This is a genomic window from Thalassotalea piscium (assembly GCF_030295935.1).
GTDB classification, from domain to species: domain Bacteria; phylum Pseudomonadota; class Gammaproteobacteria; order Enterobacterales; family Alteromonadaceae; genus Thalassotalea_B; species Thalassotalea_B piscium.
This window is the reverse complement of sequence record NZ_AP027362.1, coordinates 3406170-3430480: the sequence shown is the minus strand read 5'-3', so window position 1 is coordinate 3430480 and position 24311 is coordinate 3406170. Positions and strand designations below refer to the sequence as shown.

26 protein-coding genes are annotated in these 24311 nt (G+C 36.4%); 13 read left to right on the top strand and 13 right to left on the bottom strand.

Features of this window, described 5'->3' with window-relative positions; translation table 11 throughout:
* Nucleotides 1–92: 92 nt before the first annotated feature.
* Nucleotides 93–2105: a S9 family peptidase gene (locus QUD79_RS15260; protein ID WP_246454970.1), complete on the top strand. Its 2013-nt coding sequence runs from the start codon at nucleotides 93–95 to the stop codon at nucleotides 2103–2105.
* 173 nt (nucleotides 2106–2278) lie between these two features.
* Here QUD79_RS15260 and QUD79_RS15255 read toward each other — a convergent pair whose 3' ends face one another.
* From QUD79_RS15255 to QUD79_RS15245, 3 genes are all read right to left on the bottom strand, one after another.
* Complete coding sequence (locus QUD79_RS15255; RefSeq protein WP_184424561.1) at nucleotides 2279–4120, bottom strand: tetratricopeptide repeat protein; 1842 nt, start codon at nucleotides 4118–4120, stop codon at nucleotides 2279–2281.
* Nucleotides 4121–4468, bottom strand: coding sequence for a hypothetical protein (locus QUD79_RS15250; protein WP_184424560.1), 348 nt, complete (start codon nucleotides 4466–4468; stop codon nucleotides 4121–4123).
* 71 nt (nucleotides 4469–4539) lie between these two features.
* On the bottom strand, nucleotides 4540–5619 hold the full coding sequence (locus tag QUD79_RS15245; protein WP_184424559.1) for a PEP-CTERM sorting domain-containing protein: 1080 nt from the start codon (nucleotides 5617–5619) through the stop codon (nucleotides 4540–4542).
* Between the two features lie 335 nt (nucleotides 5620–5954).
* Here QUD79_RS15245 and QUD79_RS15240 point away from each other — a divergent pair, with 335 nt between their 5' ends.
* Nucleotides 5955–6401, top strand: coding sequence for a hypothetical protein (locus QUD79_RS15240; protein ID WP_184424558.1), 447 nt, complete (start codon nucleotides 5955–5957; stop codon nucleotides 6399–6401).
* 75 nt (nucleotides 6402–6476) lie between these two features.
* Nucleotides 6477–7499: a S41 family peptidase gene (locus tag QUD79_RS15235; RefSeq protein WP_184424557.1), complete on the top strand. Its 1023-nt coding sequence runs from the start codon at nucleotides 6477–6479 to the stop codon at nucleotides 7497–7499.
* 132 nt (nucleotides 7500–7631) lie between these two features.
* Here the strand turns inward: QUD79_RS15235 and QUD79_RS15230 are convergent, their stop codons facing one another.
* A complete protein-coding gene (locus tag QUD79_RS15230; RefSeq protein ID WP_184424556.1) occupies nucleotides 7632–8159 on the bottom strand; it encodes a hypothetical protein in 528 nt (175 codons plus the stop codon).
* 157 nt (nucleotides 8160–8316) lie between these two features.
* Here QUD79_RS15230 and QUD79_RS15225 point away from each other — a divergent pair, with 157 nt between their 5' ends.
* The 4 genes from QUD79_RS15225 to QUD79_RS15210 are packed head-to-tail and all read left to right on the top strand — an operon-like array spanning nucleotide 8317 to nucleotide 9960.
* A complete protein-coding gene (locus tag QUD79_RS15225) occupies nucleotides 8317–8586 on the top strand; it encodes a DUF3081 family protein (RefSeq protein ID WP_184424555.1) in 270 nt (89 codons plus the stop codon).
* Nucleotides 8587–8609: 23 nt separating this feature from the next.
* Nucleotides 8610–9215: an HAD family hydrolase gene (locus QUD79_RS15220; RefSeq protein WP_184424554.1), complete on the top strand. Its 606-nt coding sequence runs from the start codon at nucleotides 8610–8612 to the stop codon at nucleotides 9213–9215.
* A 30-nt stretch (nucleotides 9216–9245) separates the two neighbouring features.
* Complete coding sequence (locus QUD79_RS15215; RefSeq protein WP_286288960.1) at nucleotides 9246–9752, top strand: CIA30 family protein; 507 nt, start codon at nucleotides 9246–9248, stop codon at nucleotides 9750–9752.
* Complete coding sequence (locus tag QUD79_RS15210; RefSeq protein ID WP_184424552.1) at nucleotides 9745–9960, top strand: TIGR02450 family Trp-rich protein; 216 nt, start codon at nucleotides 9745–9747, stop codon at nucleotides 9958–9960. Before QUD79_RS15215 ends, QUD79_RS15210 begins: the two co-directional genes overlap by 8 nt.
* Before the next feature lie 36 nt (nucleotides 9961–9996).
* Here the strand turns inward: QUD79_RS15210 and QUD79_RS15205 are convergent, their stop codons facing one another.
* From QUD79_RS15205 to QUD79_RS15195, 3 genes are read right to left on the bottom strand one after another with little or no spacing between them, the layout of a single operon-like run.
* Nucleotides 9997–10725 (bottom strand): SDR family NAD(P)-dependent oxidoreductase, encoded by a 729-nt coding sequence (locus tag QUD79_RS15205; protein WP_184424551.1) that lies wholly within the window; start codon nucleotides 10723–10725, stop codon nucleotides 9997–9999.
* The gene (locus QUD79_RS15200; RefSeq protein ID WP_184424550.1) at nucleotides 10688–11113 is read right to left on the bottom strand and encodes a thiol-disulfide oxidoreductase DCC family protein; all 426 of its coding nucleotides are present in this window, start codon (nucleotides 11111–11113) and stop codon (nucleotides 10688–10690) included. The genes QUD79_RS15205 and QUD79_RS15200 overlap by 38 nt, the downstream gene beginning before the upstream one ends.
* 48 nt (nucleotides 11114–11161) lie before the next feature.
* On the bottom strand, nucleotides 11162–11809 hold the full coding sequence (locus QUD79_RS15195) for a flavin reductase family protein (protein WP_385957068.1): 648 nt from the start codon (nucleotides 11807–11809) through the stop codon (nucleotides 11162–11164).
* 214 nt (nucleotides 11810–12023) lie between these two features.
* Between QUD79_RS15195 and ggt the strand changes: the two genes are divergently transcribed.
* Nucleotides 12024–13643 (top strand): gamma-glutamyltransferase, encoded by a 1620-nt coding sequence (gene ggt / locus QUD79_RS15190; RefSeq protein WP_184424606.1) that lies wholly within the window; start codon nucleotides 12024–12026, stop codon nucleotides 13641–13643.
* A 14-nt stretch (nucleotides 13644–13657) separates the two neighbouring features.
* On the opposite strand, the gene QUD79_RS15185 is transcribed toward ggt, so the two are convergent.
* On the bottom strand, nucleotides 13658–14308 hold the full coding sequence (locus tag QUD79_RS15185) for a class I SAM-dependent methyltransferase (RefSeq protein ID WP_184424549.1): 651 nt from the start codon (nucleotides 14306–14308) through the stop codon (nucleotides 13658–13660).
* 199 nt (nucleotides 14309–14507) lie between these two features.
* Nucleotides 14508–15275, bottom strand: coding sequence for a DUF1194 domain-containing protein (locus QUD79_RS15180; protein WP_184424605.1), 768 nt, complete (start codon nucleotides 15273–15275; stop codon nucleotides 14508–14510).
* Between the two features lie 724 nt (nucleotides 15276–15999).
* Between QUD79_RS15180 and QUD79_RS15170 the strand changes: the two genes are divergently transcribed.
* Nucleotides 16000–16230 (top strand): FeoA family protein, encoded by a 231-nt coding sequence (locus QUD79_RS15170; protein ID WP_184424548.1) that lies wholly within the window; start codon nucleotides 16000–16002, stop codon nucleotides 16228–16230.
* Nucleotides 16230–18428: a ferrous iron transport protein B gene (feoB, locus tag QUD79_RS15165; protein WP_184424547.1), complete on the top strand. Its 2199-nt coding sequence runs from the start codon at nucleotides 16230–16232 to the stop codon at nucleotides 18426–18428. The genes QUD79_RS15170 and feoB overlap by 1 nt, the downstream gene beginning before the upstream one ends.
* 75 nt (nucleotides 18429–18503) lie before the next feature.
* On the opposite strand, the gene QUD79_RS15160 is transcribed toward feoB, so the two are convergent.
* The 4 genes from QUD79_RS15160 to QUD79_RS15145 form a co-directional block, all read right to left on the bottom strand.
* Nucleotides 18504–19193: a FlgO family outer membrane protein gene (locus tag QUD79_RS15160; protein WP_184424546.1), complete on the bottom strand. Its 690-nt coding sequence runs from the start codon at nucleotides 19191–19193 to the stop codon at nucleotides 18504–18506.
* A 9-nt stretch (nucleotides 19194–19202) separates the two neighbouring features.
* Nucleotides 19203–19820: a FlgO family outer membrane protein gene (locus QUD79_RS15155; RefSeq protein ID WP_184424545.1), complete on the bottom strand. Its 618-nt coding sequence runs from the start codon at nucleotides 19818–19820 to the stop codon at nucleotides 19203–19205.
* A 75-nt stretch (nucleotides 19821–19895) separates the two neighbouring features.
* Complete coding sequence (locus QUD79_RS15150) at nucleotides 19896–20561, bottom strand: FlgO family outer membrane protein (protein WP_184424544.1); 666 nt, start codon at nucleotides 20559–20561, stop codon at nucleotides 19896–19898.
* A 133-nt stretch (nucleotides 20562–20694) separates the two neighbouring features.
* Nucleotides 20695–21660, bottom strand: coding sequence for an NAD(P)-dependent oxidoreductase (locus QUD79_RS15145; protein ID WP_184424543.1), 966 nt, complete (start codon nucleotides 21658–21660; stop codon nucleotides 20695–20697).
* A 185-nt stretch (nucleotides 21661–21845) separates the two neighbouring features.
* On the opposite strand from QUD79_RS15145, the gene prmA reads away from it, so the two are divergent.
* The 3 genes from prmA (at nucleotide 21846) to fis (ending at nucleotide 24178) form a co-directional block, all read left to right on the top strand.
* A complete protein-coding gene (prmA, locus tag QUD79_RS15140) occupies nucleotides 21846–22727 on the top strand; it encodes a 50S ribosomal protein L11 methyltransferase (RefSeq protein WP_184424542.1) in 882 nt (293 codons plus the stop codon).
* Nucleotides 22728–22907: 180 nt separating this feature from the next.
* Complete coding sequence (dusB, locus tag QUD79_RS15135; RefSeq protein WP_184424541.1) at nucleotides 22908–23873, top strand: tRNA dihydrouridine synthase DusB; 966 nt, start codon at nucleotides 22908–22910, stop codon at nucleotides 23871–23873.
* 17 nt (nucleotides 23874–23890) lie between these two features.
* Nucleotides 23891–24178, top strand: a complete 288-nt coding sequence (fis, locus tag QUD79_RS15130; protein ID WP_184424540.1) for a DNA-binding transcriptional regulator Fis — start codon at nucleotides 23891–23893, stop codon at nucleotides 24176–24178.
* The last annotated feature ends 133 nt before the right edge of the window (nucleotides 24179–24311 follow it).

Below are 24311 nucleotides of genomic sequence, written 5' to 3'. Positions count from 1 at the left end.
TATACAATCACTGTTATTAATCACTCAAAGTGTGAGTAAATTAAAACTCACTTTTTTAAGGTCTAACTATGTATTTATTATCTCGCTTTTTCATGGTTTTGGTTTTATCTATTTCATCTCTTGCTGTGTTTGCTGATGAACTATTTACTGCCGAAGATATATTTTCATTGGAATATGCTAGCGATCCTCAAATATCACCCGATGGAACTCAAGTGGTCTATATTAGAAACTCAAATGATATAATGACCGATGGGAAAAATAGTAACTTGTGGTTAATTGATGTTAAATCGCAACAGCAATTACCGTTATTTTCTGATGACAAACAATACTCGCAACCTCGCTGGTCTGCTGATGGTAAAAAAATCGCCTTTGTTAGTAATTTAACAGGTAGCCACCAAATTCATGTTCATTATTTAAAAGAGAATAAAACGGCTTTAGTGAGCCAGCTACAAACAAAGATTTCAAACTTAACCTGGTCGCCAGATGGAAAGTGGTTAGCATTTACGCAAAAAGTACAAGAAGAGCCAACGGTTATCGCTAAAATGCCGAAAAAACCAAAGGGTGCTAAGTGGAATAAACCTGTTATTGTGATTGACCAAGCTTACTATCAAGCTGACGGTAAAGGGCTGATTCAGCCGGGTTATCAGCAAATATTTGTAATACCTAGTGAAGGTGGTACGCCACGTCAATTAACGCATGACAGTTATCATCACCAAGGAACATTAGCTTGGAGTCATGACAGTACTGCGATTGTCTTCTCTGCTAATAGACAACAAGACTGGGAATACAAACGCTTAGAAGGGAATTTATATCAGGTACAAGTTGCTACTGGTGAGTTAATTGAACTCACTTCGTCGCCGGGTAAAGAATACAATCCAGTTTTTTCTGAAAACGGTAAAAAACTCTCATTTTTAGCGGGTTCCAATGAGTTAAACCCATATCGTAATGCTAAGTTACATATTATGGATTGGAAAACAAAAAAGATTTCAGAAATCACCAAAGACTTTGATCGCTCTGTACGTGATCAGCAGTGGTTGTCTAATACGAGTTTAGCGTTCAGTTATGATGACTTTGGTAAGCGTAAACTGGCAACTATTACAACTAAAGGCAAGATTAAAGACTTAACTGATACACTTTCTGGTACTACTTTAGGTCGTCCTTATATCAGTGGAAGCTATACTGCTTCAACAAGTGGCAAGATGGCATATACCTATGGCAATGCGTCTAGTCCAGCTGATGTTGCTGTGATTGACAGCAGCAAAAAAGCATCAGTGTTAACTCAGTTAAATGACGATTTATTAGCGCATAAAACGTTAGGTAAAGTACATGAAGTTAACTATAAATCGGCATTTGATGGCGAACCTATTCAAGGCTGGTACATTACACCACCTAACTTTGATCCTAAGAAAAAATATCCACTGATATTAGAAATTCATGGCGGTCCTCATTTGGCTTACGGCCCGCATTTCTCAGCAGAGCTTCAGCGTTTTGCTGCCCAAGGTTATGTTGTTTTTTATAATAACCACCGGGGCAGTAGCTCATATGGTGAACGTTTTGCTATGCTGTTGAAGTATAAATATAGCTCAGTAGAAGATTTCGCTGATCATGACTCTGGTGTTAATGCCATGATCGACCTTGGTTTTATTGATGATAAAAACTTATTTATCGCAGGTGGTTCTGCTGGCGGTATAGCAACCGCTTATGCTATTGGGTTAACAGATCGCTTTTCTGCTGCTGTAGTGGCTAAGCCGGTAATTAATTGGTTAAGTAAAGTATTAACTGCAGATAGTGGCTTAGGTCAAATACCAACTCAATTTCCAGGTATGCCTTGGGATCATGTTGAACACTACTGGAAACGTTCGCCAATGTCATTAGTAGGTAATGTAACGACACCAACAATGTTAATTACCGGCGAAAAAGACCTGCGCACGCCTATGGCGCAAACTGAACAGTATTATCAAGCGCTGAAATTAAGAAAAATTGATACAGTACTAGTGAAAGTACCTGACTCTTATCATGGGATAGCGGCTAAACCATCACGCATGATCACTAAAATAGAGCACACGCTTGCATGGTTTGAAAAATATAGAACCAGTCAAAAATAGTAATATTTGTGCACTGTTACTTGCCAGCATTACTTTTGCAGCCTTAAATTAGCTGCTTAAGTAATGCAAACCCCATGTTGTATAGTGGATGCAGGTAAATTTTCGCTGACATTGTTTTGATAACTTGGTTAAAGACCAAACACGTCCTAGACTCTTTCAATTGGTATAAAACATTAAAGTGAGCTTTTTATTTTTAATGCCTGCTCTTTGTATGCTGTAGGTAGATCATTTTCTAGAGCTTTAATTAAGTAATCTTTAGCAAGTGACTCATTCTCTATCGCCCTATATGCTTTTGCCAATGAAAGGTAACCTAAACCTGAGTTCTGAAACTTATCTAAAACGGGCATAATTAGATCAATTGCTTGTTGGTTCTCTTGATCATAAATATGTGCTTGAGCACGTAAATTAATAATAAAAGGATCATTAGGCGCTAATAAAAATGCACGTTTGGCTAGAACTGCGGCATTAGCTAAATGTTTGTTTAACATAAAGTAATTAGTCGCTAAATTATCTAGGGCAGGTAAATATTCAGGATAATTTTGTAACACTTTCAAATAGAGGGGCTCAGACTTGTTACGTAAATTTTGATTATCGTACATTGCAGCTAGTTCAAAGGTTAATTGTGGATTACCTTTATTTGCGCTAACTGCCTTCTCTAATATAAGTAAAGATTGCTCAGGTTGATTGTTATTAAAATGGAAAGCAGCATAGTCTATCCATAATTCGGCTACTTGGGGATGTTTATCTAGTGCTAACTTAAAAAAGTCAATGATAGCTTGCTGGTCTTTTTGTTTGGTTAATTGACGGGCCTTAACAATATAGCTTGGAATATAATCAGGAAAGTTAGCAATAACACTCTCTAATTGAGTATTAGCGGCTTTAGTCCGGCCAGATAAAATATATAATTCAGCTAATTGGTGCTGAAATTGAGGTATTTCTGGTTTTTGCTCTATTTGCTCTTTTAAAAATTTGATGGCATCGCTATAACGGCTCTGAGCAGAATAATTCGCGACAATGTCATCTATATAATTCATTTTATTATATAGTTGAGACTCATTGTTTAATAGAGAGATAAGCTTATTATGAGCCGCTTGATAGTTACCATGATCAAAATAGACTTTAGCAAAAGAATATTCTGCAATTGATTTTGCGGCATTATTTGTTGAAAGCTGATTGTTTATAATCGACTCTGCTTTTTTATAATCCTTTAAACTAGCGTAATAAAAAACAGATAATAGTGAGTAGTTAGTCGCGTTATCACTTTCTTTTTTAGGTACAGCGTATTGCTTAAATTTGTCTTTGGCTAATGAAAGTTTATTAGCCTTTAGAAGTAACTCAATCTCAATTAATTTTATATTCTTAGTAATTATATCGGCACTAGTAGCAAGCTTTTCTCTATTATTGTCAATAAAATCTAATCCTGCTGTAATATTGTTGTTTTCAACTAACAAGGTTAAATATTGTAAATGGTATTCGTAAAGCGATTTTTTATTATAACTCAGCTTTACTAATTGACTTATATAATGGAACTGCATGCTTTGATTTAATGACTTTTCTTCAATCCAAGCCAAATAGCGTAAAGCTAATTCATTATTGGGTGACAATGATAACGACTGAGTTAACCACAACTTTGCATTTTTGATGTCTTCAATAAGTAAGTAGCTAACCCCTAACTTTGCCATGATATCTGGCGATTGCTTCGACGACAACACGCGTTGAAATGCATTTATAGCTTGAGGGATTTTTTTTTCTTCCAGTAATATATTACCTGAAATATCTAATGCAGTAATATCATAAGGATTTTGAGTTAATAAATAGGCGAGAGCTTTTTTAGCTTCATCTAATTCACCGTTTTGCATTAAAAACATAACATTTTGATATTGTTGGCCGTACTGCTGATTACTCATCGAAAAAATATAGTGAGTGTTAGCTAACTCTGTTTCTGAATGAGTAATTATGGAAGCGAAAATACTGGTTGGTATAAGTGCTAATAATATCAAAAATGCTTTAAACATTTATTTCTCCAAGCTGAATTCGTAATTTAATTCAGCATTTTTCGTTGTTGAATTAAACCACATTAAACAATAAACCTGCTTATTAATTAGGTCTTTAACCAAATTTTCGCTTGATGAGCTTTTAGGTAAATCGACCAAATAAGTCATACCGTTATCATCATGGTAATGCAAATTAAAATCAAGCGGCTCGCTGGATTTATAGCGATAGTTTATTACTGTTTCAGTATCAAGGAAAAAGCACTCTTCGTGAGGCGAATCGGCAGGTACATCAACATTTATTTGTTCAAATGCTGGTGTGTTTAATGATACTAAAAGAGCAAGAAGTGTAATTTTAATAGAGTTTTTCATAAAATAAAGCCCTATCGAAGATGATAGGGCTCCTATAATTAATTAGTTAAAAATTAATATAAATAAATGACTTATTTAGCTTTTCTTGTGCGCATTAATAATGCTGTTGCTAGGCCGAACAATAAAATTGTTGAAGGCTCTGGTACTGAAGTCGTTGGTGCATTAGTTAAATTAAAAGTAATTGAACCAAACCCATTTAACGCACCATCGCTTGCGCCAATATTCGCAATATATTGACCAACATTTAATCCAGTGGTGTCAAATGAAAACGCCTGCGTTAAGGTGTCAAAGGTAAAGTTAGACATATTGATGCCAGCGCCAATTAATGACTGAACAAACCAATTCAGTGTGTTACCTTCAGGATCTGCACCAACAAGTGTACCGCTCAATGTATCACCTACTAAACCATCAATAACCATATCAACAATGTTAGGTGCTAAGTTTGATGCTGATGTAACTACGTCAAATACCCAATCAAATTGAGTAAAACTGCCATCAGCTGCTTTTATATTGCCACTAAACGCATAGTCTGCACCATCATTAGAGGTATTTTGACCATATGTTGAAGTAGATGCTGCTGGAATATGCATTGCGCCTGTTACAGGGTCTACTGTAAAACCAGGAGGTTGTGTATTAATGAATGTGTTTAATGCTTGGTCATAAGTTAAGCCAACACCCACAGCATTTAAGTTTTGGTTATAATCAGTACCTGCAACGACTTCATTTGAAACAGAAGCAAAGTCAAATAATATCGGGGCATTTGCTGTAGAGCCATCCCAATAAATAGCGCCCTCTACATCAAAGTCATTTTCAGCAAAGTTAATACCGCCACCAACACGACAACAAGATGTATAATTGTAAGTATATAAACCAGCACCGGGTAGCTGAAGTGTGCCAGTTGTTGTAGCAACATCGAAACGTGCGTCAGATGTGTTTATTGTGCCGTTAGTGTAAATGTTTCCAGCGCTAGAGCTGTAGGTGTACGATGAGTCCGCAGTGCCTTTACGCCAGAATGATGTTTGAGAAATTGTTAATAACCCGTTAGCATCCACTGAAGCATTGGCAGCACCACCACGAAAATGTGATGCATTGGCTACGCTTGAAGCTAAAGCGATGCCAAATATTAATAATAATGTGAGTTGTTTTTTCATTAGTTAGATTCCTAGTTTCTACTTTTTAATTATCTACGCTTTAATTAATTTCATTTAAAGCAAAGCGCGTTTCTTGCCAAAATAATACATGTAAGCTGATAAAGCAAAAAGCATTCCAATATTTAATTTCTAATATTATCAACTGTTTGCGTGGGGTTGTTAGAGTTGTTGTAAATAAAGTGTAAAATAAACTGACACTAGTGGTCGTGCAGTTGTACTGCTTGTTTTATTTAATTCTTTTTGCATAGTATAATTTTAATTATTTTTGAATACTTCAATTTTAATTAATCATTAACAAATGTAGAATGTGGATCAATTTATTAAGTTTTATGCTCTTGTTAAAAAAGTTATTTTATTTTGCGGTTTCTATAGTAATTATTTTATTGCTAGCGTTGTCGATCTCATCAAATCAAATAAACACCTCATTTATTGGGCTAGAAATTAATATAAAAAGCGCTACTGTTCAATCATTAACCCATGCATCAACTCACGTATTAAATGATATTTCAGTCATAAACATTATTGACTCAGCTTTGAGTGTTGGCGCAATTACTGGCGTTAATCAAGCCGCTAACTTTAATCATTCTGTGCAATTGCTTATAGAGTATTTATTTATAGCCTTACTTACTCTATTTATTGTGGTGGTAAATTATCGACATTTTAAGTTGGCAATAGCCCTTCCTCCTTGGTATTTACTCCTAAAGCACCATTCGCGGCTATCTATTTCTGGTTGGAAAATCACTAATCTGCAGTACCAATTTAAATTAACGTATCCTCATTAATTCTATTATTTATTGTATTTACGTCTGCTGACATTTCCTCAGTAGAGTTATTTGTTTAATTGATAGGAACCAGTAATGAAAATTATTAGTATAGCGATAATAGCAGTGCTTATTTTAAGTAGTGTTACTAAAAGAACTTACGCATTTGATACCGTTAAACTTCTGCCAGATTTTGTAGAACAGCACATAAGAGAAAGCATTTTTGGCGTTATTAATATTTTAGAACAAGGATATATATACCCTGAGAGGTCTAAATTAATAGCGGAGAAACTAAAGCATAAGCTCGCCTCTAATGGGTTTGATCAAATAGATGACTTAGATAAATTTGTTACTTATTTAAGTGTATTTATGCGTGAAGTAAGCGGTGACGGTTATTTGAATGTGGTCAAAACTCAGCCTTATATTGACGGAGGCCAAGCACTTACGAGTAACGCTAACCAATTGAACTTACAGTACGTAGAAAACTTTGGCTTTGAACATATAGAAATACTGTCAGGGAATATAGGGTATTTGAAGTTAAAGCACTTCTACCAACATCCAAATGCAGAATTACAAGCAGCGCGTGCTTTTAACTATCTATCTGGGACAGATGCAATAATTATTGATTTGCGTGATGTAGAGGGTAATTCGATATCTCTTGCGCAGTATTTGATGAGTTACTTTGTCGAGCATAAGACCATATTGAGTAACGTTATGTACGATCGACAAAAAAAGACCAAAACGTTAACTGCGATAGAGTTAGCTTCTAATGCTTTAGGCGCTAAGACTTCGGGTAATAGACACTTTAAAGATAATTACCCAATATATATTCTTACATCAGCTTTTGTTTCTGGTACAGGAGAATTTTTTAGTTACACACTAAAACATTTAGATAAAGCCGTTATTGTAGGTGAGCAAACCATGGGCGTTGCACTTATATCTAAACAACAGAAGGTTAATGAATTTATTAGCATCAGTATGCCAATTGCTATTCCTATACATCCTAAAACTAACACAAATTGGGAAAGACATGGCGTGATCCCTGACTTTACGGTTGAAGCAGAGCATAGCTTTGACCTTGCTTATAAGTTAGCTAAAGAGTATTTACAAGTATTATAAGCACTTTGGTTATTACTTTACATTAAAGTGAATGGTTATAAATGGCTAGACCAAGAAATATCTTGATCTAGTTTTTAGTGTTAATCGTTAATTTTTACAATTTATACCTCTACTTTAAAAATTCGATAACTCTTAATCTACAGAGCTTAAAGCATCTCTTAATTGGTTCAATGCGTTTACAGAAAAACCATCGTCATAAAAATAACGTATTTCTCCGTTTTTATTTAGTAGCACTACTCGAGCATTGTTGGGGTCAACATTACCAGTAAATGCTTGAACAGTGTCACCATCTTGGTAAATTGTTATAACTCCTTTCCAAAGTGGCTTTGGTATGCCTTTACGCATTCCGTTATCAATCATAGTGCTAAACATTCTTGGAAATAGCCCTTGTATCGTAGGTAATTCATAAACAGCTACTTGGGTCTCAGTCATGTCTAAGCCAATTAACCATCGGTCAATGTCAAACTGTGAGTCTTGTTTGTAACCAATCAATAATAGTGTAAATTCTTCTGTAAAATCTGCAGGGATCTTAACGCTATTTTGCTCTAATGTTTGCCCATTCACTGATGGGAAAAATTTACCTGTAATATCTTGATTAGCATACTGGGTACTGCAGCCTGCAATAAACAAGGTGAAAGTAATTAATGTGAATATTCGCATTTAAAGCCTCTTTGAAATATCTGTTACCTTTAAATACGCTTATTGCAATGTTTTAGTTTACTCACGTATTAAAAATTTTGCGCTTAACCACGTATAAACTATTAACAATAAAAGATATGCTATTGATTCAGTCTTTAGAAAGGAGTTTGTACCTTTTATGCAAAATCAACAAAGTGAATTACGCGATCTATTAATGATTTTCGAAATAGTGACAGCTAAGGGAACAAAATCAGACAACACCTACGAGTACGAAGGTATTACTGCTTGGCACGATTTCGATGGTTATACTTGCTGGTTAGCTTATAAAGATTTAACCGCAACATTACTGTTTCATGGCCGATTTTCTTTCGACTACGAGCAAGAAGATACATTTAATGCATTTTTGAAAAAGGTAGCAGCAATGTTGTCTGATAAATCTAGGCCATAACCTAACCGATAAAGGTACTTCCGTTGTTAATTAATAAACTTACAGGCGTGATATTTGATCTTGATAACACTTTAGTATCATCATCATTAAACTTTGATCTTATCAGGCAAGCTATTGCTTGTCCCGATGGGCTTGATCTATTAGAACATATTGACTCGCTACCACTAGATGAACAAAAAATTGCTAATAAAATTGTAGTCGACCATGAAATGGCTGATGCACATGGTGCAGAAAAACTGATTGGCACTGAGCAATTGTTGATGTTATTAACCCATTTAAAGATACCTAGCGCTATTGTTACAAGAAATTGTCAGCAAGCTGCAATAGTAAAAATAGACAATAATAATATTGATATTCCTTTGGTGTTAACCAGAGAAGATCATAAGGCTAAACCAGCGCCAGATGCTTTACTGCACGTAGCTAAATTGTGGGAAATGTCACCAAAAAATATACTCTATGTCGGTGATTATTTATATGACATTCAAGCAGCAATAAATGCGAAAACTATGTCGTGTTTAGTAAGTTATGGTCAAGCAATAGACTATGCACATTTAGCCACTATAGTTGTTGATGATTTAACCGAGCTTACCAGCATTATTTCTGATGCTTTTGTCTGTAATGAACTTTAACAACAATCCAATTCTGAAATGGGTGTAAAGGTGATAAATTTTAATGAGGTAAATGAAGTAAAAAAATGGCGTATAACAAATGACAGTGTGATGGGCGGAGAATCTACTAGCCAGATTGTTCACCAACAAAATTACGGATTATTTAAAGGAAATATATCGTTAGAAAATAATGGTGGTTTTAGCTCGGTATTTCGTGCTGTCGAGCAGCTTACAAAAGTAATCAACGTTGTAATGATAGATATAGAAGGTGATGGCCATACTTATCAATTAAGAATGGTGGTTAATATTGAAGGCTATCGCTTGAATTATAAGTGTGATTTTAAAACGGTTGCTGGCACACGTAAACGCTTGAAATTTAATCTTGCTGACTTTCAAGCAATTTTTCGGGGAAGAGCAATTATTAATGTACCAAAACTAGCTTCAGAAGCTATTTGTGAAATAGGTTTTTTAATTAACCCTAAAATCGCAGAAAACTTTGCTTTGAAGATATATCAAATAAGTTTCCACAAAAATGAAGCAGAGAGTTTTTATGAATAAAGTTAATCCCAAAGCGCTTCTTCACAGTAAATGGACAAAGGTTGATATCCAAAATAAAGAAAAACATTTTGTTGTGACCCTTGTTACTTTTGACGAACAGCAAAAAGTTGTTGAATGCGTAATAGAGTCTGTTATGTCAAAAAATGAATACGCAATTGATTGGCGCGATTTAAAATTAAGTGGTGAGTGGCGTATAGGTTGGCAATAAACCCTAATCGCTTTATTGCCAGTATTTCCAAAAACACTACCAATCAATAGTATTTCCTTGCCAGTCAAGGTAACTAGCGCTGCCATCAACTTCTGTTTTTTTAGTGATGGCTAATAACTGTTTAGCGACAAAATCACAGGGGAATAACTTTTCTGGTGGTACATTTCGTTGAAAAGGTTTAGAAAGAGGGGTATCAGTAGTACCCGGATGAAATGCAATGATTTTAATGTTTTTTGCCCGCCTTGCTAATTCTATAGCCACTGTTTTTAGCATCATGTTTAGTGCAGCTTTTGAGGCGCGGTAGCTGTACCAGCCACCTAATTTATTATCATTTATACTACCTACGCGAGCACTAAAAACAATAATTTTGCAGGGTGATTTCGATGCTAGTAAAGGTGTTAATTGTTGAATCCACAGCATTGGTAGTAAAGCATTTATTGCTATTACTTGTTGGAATGATTGCGCATTAAGTTCCTCCAAACGTTTTTCAGGTTGAATATTGGAGTTATGTAGTATCCCATTACATATAAATACTTGTGTGATAGGCTTGAGACGATCACGTGACAAGCGCTCTACCGTGGCTGAGATGGTTTCGGGTTGATAATCTTGAACTGTTATTTTTTGTAGATTATCTATCTGTGAATAATCACTTAAATCGCGGCTTATTAAGATCAAGCCGACGTTACTATATTGTTGTATTTGATCGACTAGCGCTTTAGCAATATTGCTATTTGCGCCGATGATGAGTGTTTGTTGATTTATCATAACAAGCTCCAGCATTACATTGTACGGTCTTTATGCGAAAAATTTTGGCAATAAAAACGGAAATTTGTTGGCGATATTTCGCAACAATCAGATAAATAACATGACTCAATTGCTTTATCACAGGCCAGTTAAGTGGCGCGACCCAGAAGCCTTTGCCAACAAGTGTCCATGCCTTATGGGTAACCTCTAAACCTAGTAAGATCTTACCATCGTAACTTGCATGTAGTATTTTCATTGCGTCAGTAACGTCAATTTCAGGATGAAGAGTTGTGAAGTTCTCTTGATGCAAGTCAACTAATATTATGCGGTTATAAGTATCAAGCTGTTTGAGGTGCTGCATTTCGATTGAACATAATGGACATTTTCCATCATAAAATATCGTTAACATTAAAAAACCTATTTAACTAAAGTGGGTGGTTCTTAGCTCTTTTTAAAATTATTCGCCGTTAAGAGAGATTTTATTGGGTGTAACATGAGGTTTTGCATAAGTTAATCGTGATAGGCGATGGCTAATATGGTAGCTATCGAGCCCCGAAATGGTAACAGTATTTAATGATTCTATATCGATATAACCATCATTTTTAATCGCTGATTGTTTACAAATGACGTCAGTAACTTCACCAATAATTAGAAGCGTATTGTTGTGTGAGATGGGTAAAATTTCTTTCAGTGTCAGCGCATATTTTAGCTGGCTTTCTTTTACAAAAGGGGCGGTAACGCCTTTTAAGTAAGTAGTTGATAGTCCGCACTGCTCAAACTCACACTCATCTCTTAAATATCGTGCTGATGTTTGATGTGCAGCTTGCCAGAATCTGTCATTAACTTGATTAATGGTATATTGTTGGGTTTGCTTGATATTTTCTAATGTGTGCCTTTCAACGCTGTCTGGACGCATAATAAAACCGATCAGAGCTGGTGAGGCGCCAAGATGCACAACCGAACTAAATATTGCAACATTTGTTTGGCCCATGCTATTGGCAGTGGCAATGAGGTTTGCACTTTTAAATCCTGATAGACTGTTAATAAACTGTGCTCGATAACGTGATGGCATAGCTACTATTTGCTGGTGATCTAAATGTTGCAAACTCTTTACTCTTGTTAGGTCTATTTGATAGTAAGTAATACGAATAAGGTGTTGAGTAGGATCATTTTTCCTGTGATTTTTGAGATGCCGCCTGCGTTTATTCATGTTAAATTAAAGTAAATTTTAAGTAGTAAATGTAAAGCAACAAATATAAAACAACAAATAAAAAGGAAATTAAGTGAATAAAATCATCATTTTTATACTTATCAACCTGATGTTTTTCTCAAGTAATATCACTGCAAAAACACAATCAGCCGTTGCTATGCCAGACAGTTATAGCGCTAACGTTGCAAAAGAGATATTGCAAAGTGGTGGTAACGCTATTGATGCGGCAATTGCTGCGCAATTTGTATTAGCAGTTACTCTGCCTGAAGCTGGTAATGTTGGCGGTGGCGGCTTTATGACAATATATAAGGACGGTATAACAGACTTTTTAGATTATCGAGAGGTGGCACCTAAGGCGGCACATCGAGATATGTATTTAGATAAAAACAAAGAAGTAATTCCTAACTTATCTGTTTATGGCATATTATCTGCGGGCGTGCCGGGTACGGTAGAAGGCATGTGGCAAGCACATAAAAAATATGGCACAAAGCCTTGGAAAGAGTTATTAGCGCCAGCTATAAACCTTGCTGTTAAAGGCTTTATTGTTCACCCCAAATTAGCATCGGCCATTAACTGGCGTGTTAATAGCTTTGCGAAAGAAAACATAAAGGTAAATTTTGCTCAATACTTTGCACAAGCGAAAGCGAATGCTGTATTCAAACAACCTGAATTAGCTGAAACACTAAAAAGAATAGCCAGTGATGGCAGAGATGGTTTTTATCGAGGTAAAACAGCCAAAATTATTAGCGATTTTATGGCTAAGCATGGCGGTATTATTACTGAAAAAGATCTTGCTAATTATCAATCTAAATGGCGTAAACCTATTGAAATGAAATGGCGAGGTTATAACGTAGTTACTGCGCCACCACCAAGCTCTGGTGGTATAGCGGTACTACAATGGTTAAAAATGTATGACTTAGCCAAACAAGATGCCAATTTCTCTCATAATTCACAAGAGTATATTCATTTATTAGCAGAGGTGGGTAAAAGAGTATTTGCTGATAGAGCTGAGTATTTGGGTGACCCAGATTTTTATCAAGTACCAGTTGAGCGATTATTAGCGCAAACCTACCTTGAAAGCCGAGTAGCCGATATTTCTATGGAAAAAATTTCTGTTACTGAAGATATAGCGCCCGGACTTATTGAAAGTAGAGATACAACGCACTTTTCGATAGTAGACCAATGGGGCAATGCAATTTCGAATACCACAACCATTAACTATACTTTTGGAAGTGGGGTTGTAGTAGAAGGAGCTGGTTTTATACTAAACGATGAGATGGACGATTTTAGTGCCAAGCCAGGTGCTCCTAATATTTTTGGTGCAGTCGGCGGTGTAGCAAATGAAATACAGCCAAACAAAAGAATGTTATCGTCAATGTCGCCTACTATTTTAGTTAAAAACGGGATTGTTCAACTAGTAACAGGCTCTCCGGGGGGCACAACAATTATCACTTCTGTGTATCAATCGATACTTAATGCTATCGAGTTCAACATGACAGCAGAAAATACGGCTAATATGGCACGTTTTCACCATCAATTATTACCGAAAAATAAAATTGCCTACCATGAGGGGATTAACCAAGAAGTGTTAGTTAAGTTACGTAAAATGGGCTATAAAACATCACTCGACAATTTTGGTGATTTACAGCTTATTATCAATAAAGATAACAAACTGAGTGCGGCTTCTGAAAGCGGATCTCACAATCGTGGCGTTGCGTTAGTATTTTAATATTTCTCAAAGCCTTACCGCTTAAAAGATAAAATGTAGCCGTTATAAGCATCAGGCATATTAATTGCCTGTTGCGCCTTTTCTTGGTTTGCTGAATAACCAAGTAAGGCCATTTTTTTACTAAATTTAGCTTTCCGTCCTCTACCAGGGTCTACTAAAATAACTTCACAAGCTGGGTTGGCATGGCGCTCGATAAAGGCAATTAGCAGATCAATGTGTTCATCTTCATAAAGAATATCGCTACCAATTATTACATCAAAGGTTTTGAGCTCGGGACATAAATCAGCCCAGTTTGTACGATAGAATGGAATATCTGCATCACGATTAAGGTGGGTGTTTTTATCTAAAAAACGCTGAACTTCAGGGTGCATATCGGTAGAAGTAATATCGTCGTGTCGTTTATTTAACATTAAGCTAGTTAAACCAATACCACAGCCTATTTCTAAAATGCGCTTACCTTGCGTATTAAAGTGATTCATATAATTGGCCAGCACAATACTAGACGGCCATATAACCCCAAATATAGGCCAGAGCGTGGAGTTTATACCTAAGTTTTTTGCTTCATTGTTATCATCAGAAAATTGGTTTTTATCCCGCAACGTTCGCAAATGAATATCGATATCGCCAAACTCAATAGTCTGATACGCAACTCTGATTAATGTCACAATTATGCCCTTAATATGAGTAAATAGGCCATATACCATAAAGGCTATGTGACGTAGGATTAATAGCAATCTTACGCTTATTTAGTGCTTTCTACAATGAAGATATCTAATACGGGTTGGGTAAAGTTATAGCACGTTGGATATAAAAACCCTACTGATAAAGTAGGGTTATTAAGGTTTGTTAGGTTTTATTAAGTTATTATACTTTTTTACGGCTAGCTGAGGCTAAACCTAAAATTGCTAAACCAAATAATGCAATTGTAGAAGGCTCAGGTACAGTGGCACCGCCACCACCACCAGTAATTTCACGTACTAACTTTTGTTGAATACCCGCAGTAAAGTCAGCAAAAGTATTAGCACTAATTAGGAAAGCGTTAGTGCCACCAATAACATTATTAGTATAGAAATTATCTAAATTAGAACTGCCGCCAATAGTAATACCATTAATAGTATCAACTCCAAGTGCTAAAGCAGAGTCTCTAGCAGCAGCTGTGGCCGAAGCATTGCTTGTACCATCGCCAGAGACATCCATTACTTGGCGAGCAGAATCATAAGCATTGTTGAAAAATAAACCTTTACCATAATCAATAGCAGCATAAATATTTGTGTAACCAGTATTGATTCCAGCCATTTTTGATGAAAAACCACCTAAAAGGTCTGCGAATGCATTCGCAGAAGCACTGTCATAAATATGAAACCAGTCTATACGAGTATCAGCATTTTGTGCCCACTCAATATATTGAACAGCTATTCCACCATTTTGACCGTTTACAATGGCGTTAATTACTGAGCTATCACGAAACGCAGCTTCATATCCCTGTATTTGCAATTCGTATTCAGTCTGATTAACACTGCCTGAAATATCGGCAAGTAATTGTAGTTCAAGATCTACTATTATATTAGCATTGGCATTAGCTGTTAATAATGCTGCACAGCATAAGAGGGTTTTTGTCAGTTTTTTTAACATGGTATTGATCCTTTATCGTTAAAGTATGCTTCAGGAAACAACTTTTTACTATCCCTGAAATAAACGTATTGTTAGTAAGCATAAAAAGTGCCATTTTTATTTATAATTAACTATCATCAACTTACAAGTTAACTTTTTTTGAACATTTAATAAGTGTAAAAAAACCTGACACTTTATTGTTTTATTACCGAGCTTATATGAATCAATTAGTAACAGAGAGGCAGATGACTTGAGATTATTTCTACGTTTATTAGGTGATAAATATTTTAATTGTTAGAGCCGGTGTTATTTTCTTAGGAACTAGGGCGTGTTGAACTTTCGAGTACAAATTTTGTACGAATTAAACATGATTTAATTGAGGCGTAGCGAATAAAGTGTAGTATTCTACATAAATGAGCTAGACAGCTTCCACGTCCTGCTCACGCTAAGTACCTACTTCCGTGTAAGCAACGAAAAGTAAATCATGTTTAAACGTATCCTTAGGACAGCGCCTCTTTGGTTTTTCTACGGCGTTTTCACTTATTTATGGGGAACAACCCCATTACATAAGTTCAGCCTTGTATAAATACCAAATAAATCGCTGCAAAAATGTACAGCAAAGATCAACACGCCCTAATAAAAGCAGATCTAAATCAATATTATTACGGAATTTTATTGTTAATTTATCCTAAAATCATTTAATATAAATGATAATCGTTATCAGTTAACTTGTGTGGTAATTTAAGTGACACTATCTAAATTAAAAAAGAAGCAACGCGCACGTATTAAATCGTTACCTGCCGACTTATCGCTATCAAGTCGATTAATGGAACAAGGCTTTGTACCAAATTCATTAGTAGAACTTGCACATATTGCCCCTTTTAACGGACCACTTGCATTTTATTTGCACGGCACAAAAATGAGCATTCATCAATCATTAGCGGCGCAGATACACGTAGAATTAGAAGCAATATAATGTCTCAAACTGTTCATTACGCCTTAGTTGGTTTTGCTAACTCAGGTAAAAGCACGCTATTTAATCAACTCGCACATACTAAGCAAACTACAGGTAATTGGGCCGGTGTAACGGTTGCTGCAAAGCAACAGCAGGTGAGCTTCAATCAGCAAATAACTTTATTTACAGATTTGCCAGGAATTCCTTCGCTGTCTAAACGCCAGCACCAAAGCCAAGATCTTTCGATAGGGCACCAATTTTTAGAGCAAGAGTCGATAGACTGTATTATCAATGTGGTTGATGCTACTCAACTTCAGCGTCAATTATATTTAACCACGCAGCTATTAGAGCTTGGCTTACCTGTGCTGGTAGTATTGTCGAAAACAGATCGCAAAGAAGCACGTGAAGTTGACTGTGAAAAATTATCAAAGTTGTTAAGCTGCCCAGTTATTAAAACTGATGGTAGAAGCAAAGTAGCTCGTCAGCAGATAGCTAAAGCACTAGAATCTCTACCTAACAAAACTAACTTGCCAAAAGAGCTTAGTGTTCCCGAAGCGGTGTTAAGCGAAATGGCCAAAGCTGAGCAAAGCTTATTAGCTTATGAAACCTCGTTAAATACCAAAGCGTGTGCGTGTAAGTCAGACGGTGAAGCGGCTATGCAAATAATGCAAGCTCGCTATAACTTTATTGATCAAGTGCTTGAACAAGTCACAATAACGCCTTTACAGCACCATACGTTATCAGATCGAATAGATAACGTTATCTTACATCCATTAGCGGGCGTGCCAATATTTCTATTAATGATGTATTTATTGTTTATGTTTGCCATTAATGTTGGCAGCGCCTTTATCGATTTTTTTGATATTTTGGCTGGCGCAATTTTTGTTGAATATCCTTTGCAGTTTTTAGCGCAATTTAACTTGCCTGCCTGGATAATTACTATTATTGAAGGAATAGGCAGCGGTATTCAAACTGTGGCAACATTTATTCCAGTTATTATGTGTTTATTTATTGGCTTATCACTACTTGAAACAAGCGGTTATCTTGCTAGAGCCGCGTTTGTTGTTGAAAGTGTTATGCAAAAAATTGGTTTGCCTGGAAAAGCCTTTGTACCATTAATTGTTGGCTTTGGTTGTACAGTACCGGCGGTAATGTCGGCACGAGTATTAGACAGTGAACGAGAACGCATTACCACCATTATGATGTCGCCATTTATGTCGTGCGGTGCACGTTTGCCTGTTTATGCGTTATTTGCAGCGGCATTCTTTCCAGAGTCCGGTCAAAACCTAGTATTTCTTCTTTACCTAATAGGTATTGCCGCGGCTTTATTTACAGGTTTTCTACTTAAAGCTACCGTACTTTCAGGCAATACATCAGCTAACTTTATGGAGCTTCCTTTATATGAAGTACCTAGAGCAGGGGCGTTAATTAAACGGGTAGGACGACGCACTAAATCATTTGTTTTTGGTGCAGGGAAAACCATTGTTATAGTGGTTTGCTTTCTTAACTTTTTTAACTCATTAGGCACAGATGGTAGTTTTGGACATCATGAGCAGAATGACTCAATTTTAAGCAAAACAGCACAGCTTGTTACACCTGCATTAGCGCCCATTGGTATTAAAGAAGACAACTGGCAAGCCAGTGTGGGGATAATTACTGGAATTTTTGCTAAAGAAGCACTAGTTGCTACCTTTAATAACCTATATTCGTCTGCAGCTGAAGAAGATGAAGCAGAACTTAGTTTTGCAAATCGCTGGCAAGAAGCGACAGATTCAATTAAAGAAAACCTATTAGGTATAGCGCCAGATGATCCTTTAGGTGTTGATGTTGGAAATGTAACCGATTTGAATGCGGCCGCAGAAGAACAACATGTCACTGTTTCTACCTATCATGCCATGCAAAATGCATTTGCGGGGCAATTAGGCGCATTTAGCTACTTACTCTTTATTTTACTGTACACGCCATGTGCAGCGGCAATGGGGGCGATAAAAAATGAAGTAGGAAATCGCTGGGCATCGTTTGCAGCATTATGGAGCTTTACACTGGCGTACTTAGTGGCAACACTCGTTTACCAAGTGGCAACATTTAGCGAACAAACCTTATATGCATCAACAAGTATCACATTAGTAATACTAACCTTTATGGCAATATATTTCTGGCTGAAAAGAAAGGGCAAAGCGGTGTTAACGATTCCAATTGCAGTAAGTTATAGTAAGTAAAAGCACTTTTTTACTAAAATATCAGTCAACTACGTCTATATAATTGAAGAGAGATATAGTTGACTGTTGAGTATTTTACCCCTGAATTAACGGTATTTGTTGTTCGCTAACTCTAGGCTCTGTATCTAATATTGCTTTGGCAACACTTGCAGGGATAAAGCTTTGCGCTGATGCCACGACCGCTTTCGACTTAATGCCAACAACACGTGCGTTAACTAAATATCCGCCCTGGTGCTTTACTAAATTTCCAGTAAACACGTAACGAATAGGTATGTTGTTAGTTAATTCGTTAAAATTTCTACTCATAATAAAGTCACCTTGTTCGGTTACGCGTAAGTAATCAGTTACTTTATAGTCTAGTACCGGAATACCTACTTTATGAATTTCATGCATTAAGCTTTCGGCGATTTGGTTGCCTAACAAACTACTACTTTCAAAGTCGCTATCTAAATTAACAAAGCTGGTAACTGCAACTGGTGTTCTTCCATTTACGTATTCTAAGTTACTCACTAAATCTTGCATTAACCCACGCATATAAAAATTAATGTTTTTGGTGAGTGCAGGGCCTTGAAAAATTTCTTCATCAGTTTTGTTGTTCATTGTTGATTTTGGAAAGCGAAATAGTGCATCGCCTGCCCCACTAGCGGCTAGTTCATTATTAGTTTGTACTTGTGTTTCATTAGCCTGGGTCGAAACTGAATTGTCTATAGTTGAACAGCCTGTTAATAGGGCGGCTACACAAGCTGCGGAGATCAAATTTTTCATCACATCACCTTAATAAGCGTTACGGTAAATCATGTTGTTTTTCATGCCAACTTTACGCTGTGTTGACATAATGTTAATGGGCAAATAATCAGTTGCTGCAGCCACTACACGCTGAGTTTTTAGCTCTATAATACGTGCATTAATAATGTAAAGGTCGGTTTGCTCTGCGTAAGTACCTGTTAAGTAGTAATAAGCGTTAAAATCTTTATTAAGCTCGTTAATATCTCTTGATAACATAACGTCGTAGCTTGACTGTAATTTAACAGATGGCATGGTTTTGTATTCAATAACATTTAAGCCTGCTTGTGTGCTTAAGGTAATTAAGCTTTCTTGAACTTGGTGACCGATAAAGTTGTCGCTGGGTATTAATTTTCCGCCCAACTGGGTTACAGGTAAAAAAGTACCTACGGCAAGGGGGTGGCTTGGTTCAATATTTTGTGCAGTAGAAAACAGCTTGTTAGCTAGCACCTTCATTCGCTGGTGGATCATCTCTTCATTGCTAGTGCTTGATACGTAGCTATCAGCTGTATTATTTTGCTTATTGTCTATAGAGTTATTGCTCCCCTGAGGTGACTGCGCACATGACAACAGTAAAAAACTACAAATAAATACGAGTAAACGGTGCATATTTTACCTCAATAACCTTTGTGCTGCTCAGCAGCGTTTCGATACGTTAAATTTAACTATTATTTACTTTTTGCATCAACTAGCAAACTTGTTCACCAAATATTGTGGTATTAACTTTGATGTTGATGCGATAACCGCTTTACTCTCGACATTAATTATTTTTGCATAAATCATAATGCCTTTATCATTTTTTCTGACGGTGCCTTTTAATATATAGCCAACATCTTCGTTATTTTGTATGTAGGCAATAGTATTGAGAAAGTCATTTTTTTCACTTGGTTCTGCATAAGTAAGGACATTTTCTGCCACCGGCAAGCCAATATTTTGGAGATCGGCAATAAATAGCTCTGCTAATTCTATGTTCAGCTTACTATCGCTAGCACTGTTTGGTAATACTGAAATAAAGGGGGGAACTGCAATAGATTTTACCACTGGGTTAACACTTAATTTGTCAAATATTACGTAGACCATTTGTTCAGTGTATTCCCCAAGGGATTGAAAGTTTGTGCCGGGCTGAAATAAGTGGCTTTTGAATTCATCTTTATTATCAGTGCTTTGATTGGATAGTTCCATTTCTTTACATTGATAAAAATCGCCTTCATCATTAACGCATAAACGCTTAACGTTACTGGTTTCGTCGTTATTACTAAAACCTAAATCAAAGCGACTAACTTGACTTAAAGAGCAGCCGGTTATCAATATTAATAACCCTATTGTTAACATATATTTTATTGACTTCATTAATTCAGCCCTACAAAAAACGCTATCTGATGATTAATACAAGCAATATTAAAGCCAATATAGTTAAAATATTTGATAAAGCTTATTACATACAAAAAAATGACCTCGTACAATGATATACATAACCTAAAATCTACAGGCCACTAACAAGTTGTTGGGTGCTAATCGCACTTTGAGATAGCGCTACGTTAGCGGGTAAAGGGTTATTACCCGCGAGTAAATAAATAACTTTTTTTCCGTTTTCTGCTAGTTCAATTGCGTGTTGGTAATTAATTAAAATAGTAGAAGGTATACTCTGCGGAAATTTGTCAGCGTCTCTGCGAATATATTCAATTAATTGTTCATTAACGGCTTCGTCGTAAATTACAGCATCTGCAAATTGCATTTCTCGGTGTGCAGCTAAGGTTAGTTTATCTGGCTCACCTGAAAGGGTATGAATAAATACTATCTCGCCTTTTGGTGGGGCAACACTGTTTTTTAAGCTATTAATGAGTAATTTCTCGGCAGGTTCTATATTTCCACTAAGTACCATTTTGCCAATTGTGCCGCGTAATGTTTCTTCCCAAAATGTACGACGATTACGTAAGCCTTTTATTCTAGCTTTTACATGCTCACGAAATTTAAACGAGAAGTCGGCAAGCTTTCCATATCCTGCGGGTAACATTTTTTCTATTTGCTCGCGTAACATACGTAATAAAATAGGTGCAGTGCCTGAACTAGACATAGCAATTATTATTGGAGTTCTGTCTATTATCGCTGGCGTGATATATCGACAAAGGGCAGGTTGGTCTACCACGTTTACCAGTATATTGGCTTTATGCGCTTCTTTAGCGACTTGTGTATTTATACTTTCTTGATCGGTAGCGGCAATAACTAGATTATATTGCATTAACAGGCCGGGCTGATAGTTATGTGCCAACCATACTAATTGATTACTTTTTATTAATCTTTCAACGCTTTCGTTTACGTGTGCAGACATAATAGTAATGGTATTTGTGGTTTTCAGTAATAATTCTATCTTTCTGGCGGCAACATCACCACCACCTATTACTAAAGCGTTAATATGGACAGCGTCTAAAAAAATGGGAAAATATTTCATTTGTTTAATTACTTATCTTAAAGCATTACGTAGTGGTGTATTAATGGAGAATACTATAACGTGAGAATTACGAACAGCAGATAAAATTATAATTAATGTTTAAAATATGAAAGGTAACCTGTACCGATAAAAGTCAGTAATGTTAAACTTATGCTAATTATATTATATAAAGCAGAGCCAAATAAATGCCTTGGATACAACTAAGAATTAGTGCTGATGAAGATACCGCTGAAAAATACAGTGATTGGTTAATGGCCAGTGGCTCACAAGCGGTTACTTTTATTGATGCCAAAGATACGCCTATTTACGAGCCTTTACCCGGCGACGAGGTTATTTACTGGCAAAATACGGTTGTGATGGGGCTTTACGACGCTAGCCATGATATGGACAAAGTAATTGCTTATTTACAATCAATTCATCCTGATAAAAAAGCAATGCGTTTTAAATTAGAGCAGCTAGAAGATAAAGATTGGGAACGAGAGTGGATGGATAACTTTCATCCAATGAAGTTTGGTGAGCGTTTATGGATTTGTCCAAGCTGGCGCGACGTGCCTGACCCAACAGCAGTTAATGTAATGTTAGATCCCGGTTTAGCCTTTGGTACGGGCACTCACCCAACTACTGCATTGTGTTTAACTTGGCTCGATAGCTTAAATTTAACAGGTAAAACTGTTGTCGATTTTGGTTGTGGTTCAGGAATTTTGTCATTGGCCGCATTAAAGTTAGGGGCAGAAAGAGTTATTGGTATTGATATAGATCCACAAGCATTGCAAGCAAGCAAAGCCAATGCAGAACGAAATGGGGTTGAAGATCGCTTGTCATTGTACTTACCAGCAGACCAACCGAGCATTCAAGCAGATGTTGTTGTTGCAAATATTTTAGCAGGTCCGTTGAGAGAGCTTGCGCCTGTTATTATGCAGTTTGTTGGAGAAAAAGGCTTGTTAGCTTTATCAGGTGTGTTGGAAAATCAGGCGCAAGAATTGCAAATACTCTATGGCCAGTGGTGTGAAATGGATAATATTGCTGTTCAAGAAGAGTGGGTACGTTTATCCGGTACACGAAAATAATAAAAAGTTGTGCAGATTTTAATACTTGTTTGGTTAAAATCTGCACACATCAATAGTTTGCAAAATGTCAATATCAAAATGATGAAAAAAAGCGTCATTTGTTCAATTTATATTCTTTTCAATTCAAATAAAAACGCGTAAACTTAGCGCCCTTTTGACTGGTAGCTCAAAAAAACAGCAATGAAAATAGGTTCATATTCATTAGCCAGTAAGGTGATGTTAGCGCCAATGGCAGGTATTACTGATCAACCTTTTCGAGAGCTTTGTTGTCGAATGGGGGCAGGGTTAGCCGTATCTGAAATGGTATTAGCAAACCCTAAGGTGTGGAAAACTGAAAAATCATTGCACCGAACACGCCATAGCGAGCTTGCCGGTATACGTTCGGTTCAAATTGCGGGGTCAGACCCACAAGAGCTAGCTTTTGCAGCAAAAGTTAATGTTAATGATGGCGCGCAAATTATTGACATTAATATGGGTTGCCCAGCGAAAAAGGTAAACAAGAAACTAGCAGGCTCTGCTTTATTAAAAGAGCCTTTGTTAGTGGAGCAGATTGTAAAGTCTGTTGTTGATGCTGTATCAGTACCAGTTACATTGAAAATTCGTACTGGTTGGTGTGAAAACACACGTAATGGCATAGAAATAGCAAAAATTGCTGAACACAATGGTATTCAATCATTAGTGGTACATGGCCGTACACGCAACGACTTTTATAAAGGCGATGCGGAATACGATACCATTAAAGCAATTAAACAAGCTGTTTCTATTCCTGTGGTTGCTAATGGAGACATTACTAGCCCTGAAAAAGCACAACGGGTACTTGAATTTACCAATGCTGATGCAGTGATGATCGGCCGAGGTGCTCAAGGCCAACCGTGGATATTTCGAGAAATTAATCATTTTTTGGAAACAGGGCAGCATAGCTTGCCACCTTCTATGGAAGAGAAGCGTTCAATAATAATTGAACATGTTAAAGGATTACATAATTTTTATGGTGACTTTATGGGCTTAAGATTTGCCCGTAAACACGTATCTTGGTACATGCAATTGCTTGAACCAGATAAAGAGTTTCGTTCTATTTTTAATGCATTAGAGTCAACAGAAGACCAACTAACAGCATTAACTAGGTATTTTGATAATTTAACTTAAGAAAGAGTCTGAACTATATGTTTGAACAAAATATTTCATCTCCATTTGTTACTGGTAATTTGCAAGCTCAAACTGAGGCTTCACCATTACGTACTCAAGCTAAAATCGCTATTAGCAACTACTTATCACAATTAAACGGTAATGATGTAGATGATATGTACGACCTTGTACTTTCTGAAATTGAAGCGCCAATGCTTGAAGAAGTAATGAAGTATACTCGAGGTAACCAAACTCGCGCAGCGAACTTACTAGGCATTAACCGTGGTACTTTACGTAAGAAATTAAAGAAATACGGTATGAACTAAAATTTTGCAGGTATTAAGTACCTGCAACGAAAAAGCACCCTAGGGTGCTTTTTTACTTATTAGGGTTCTAAGTTGACCAAATGGATAACTTTTCCCTGCAATTTATTCTAATACCAGTTTTAATAATAAGTGA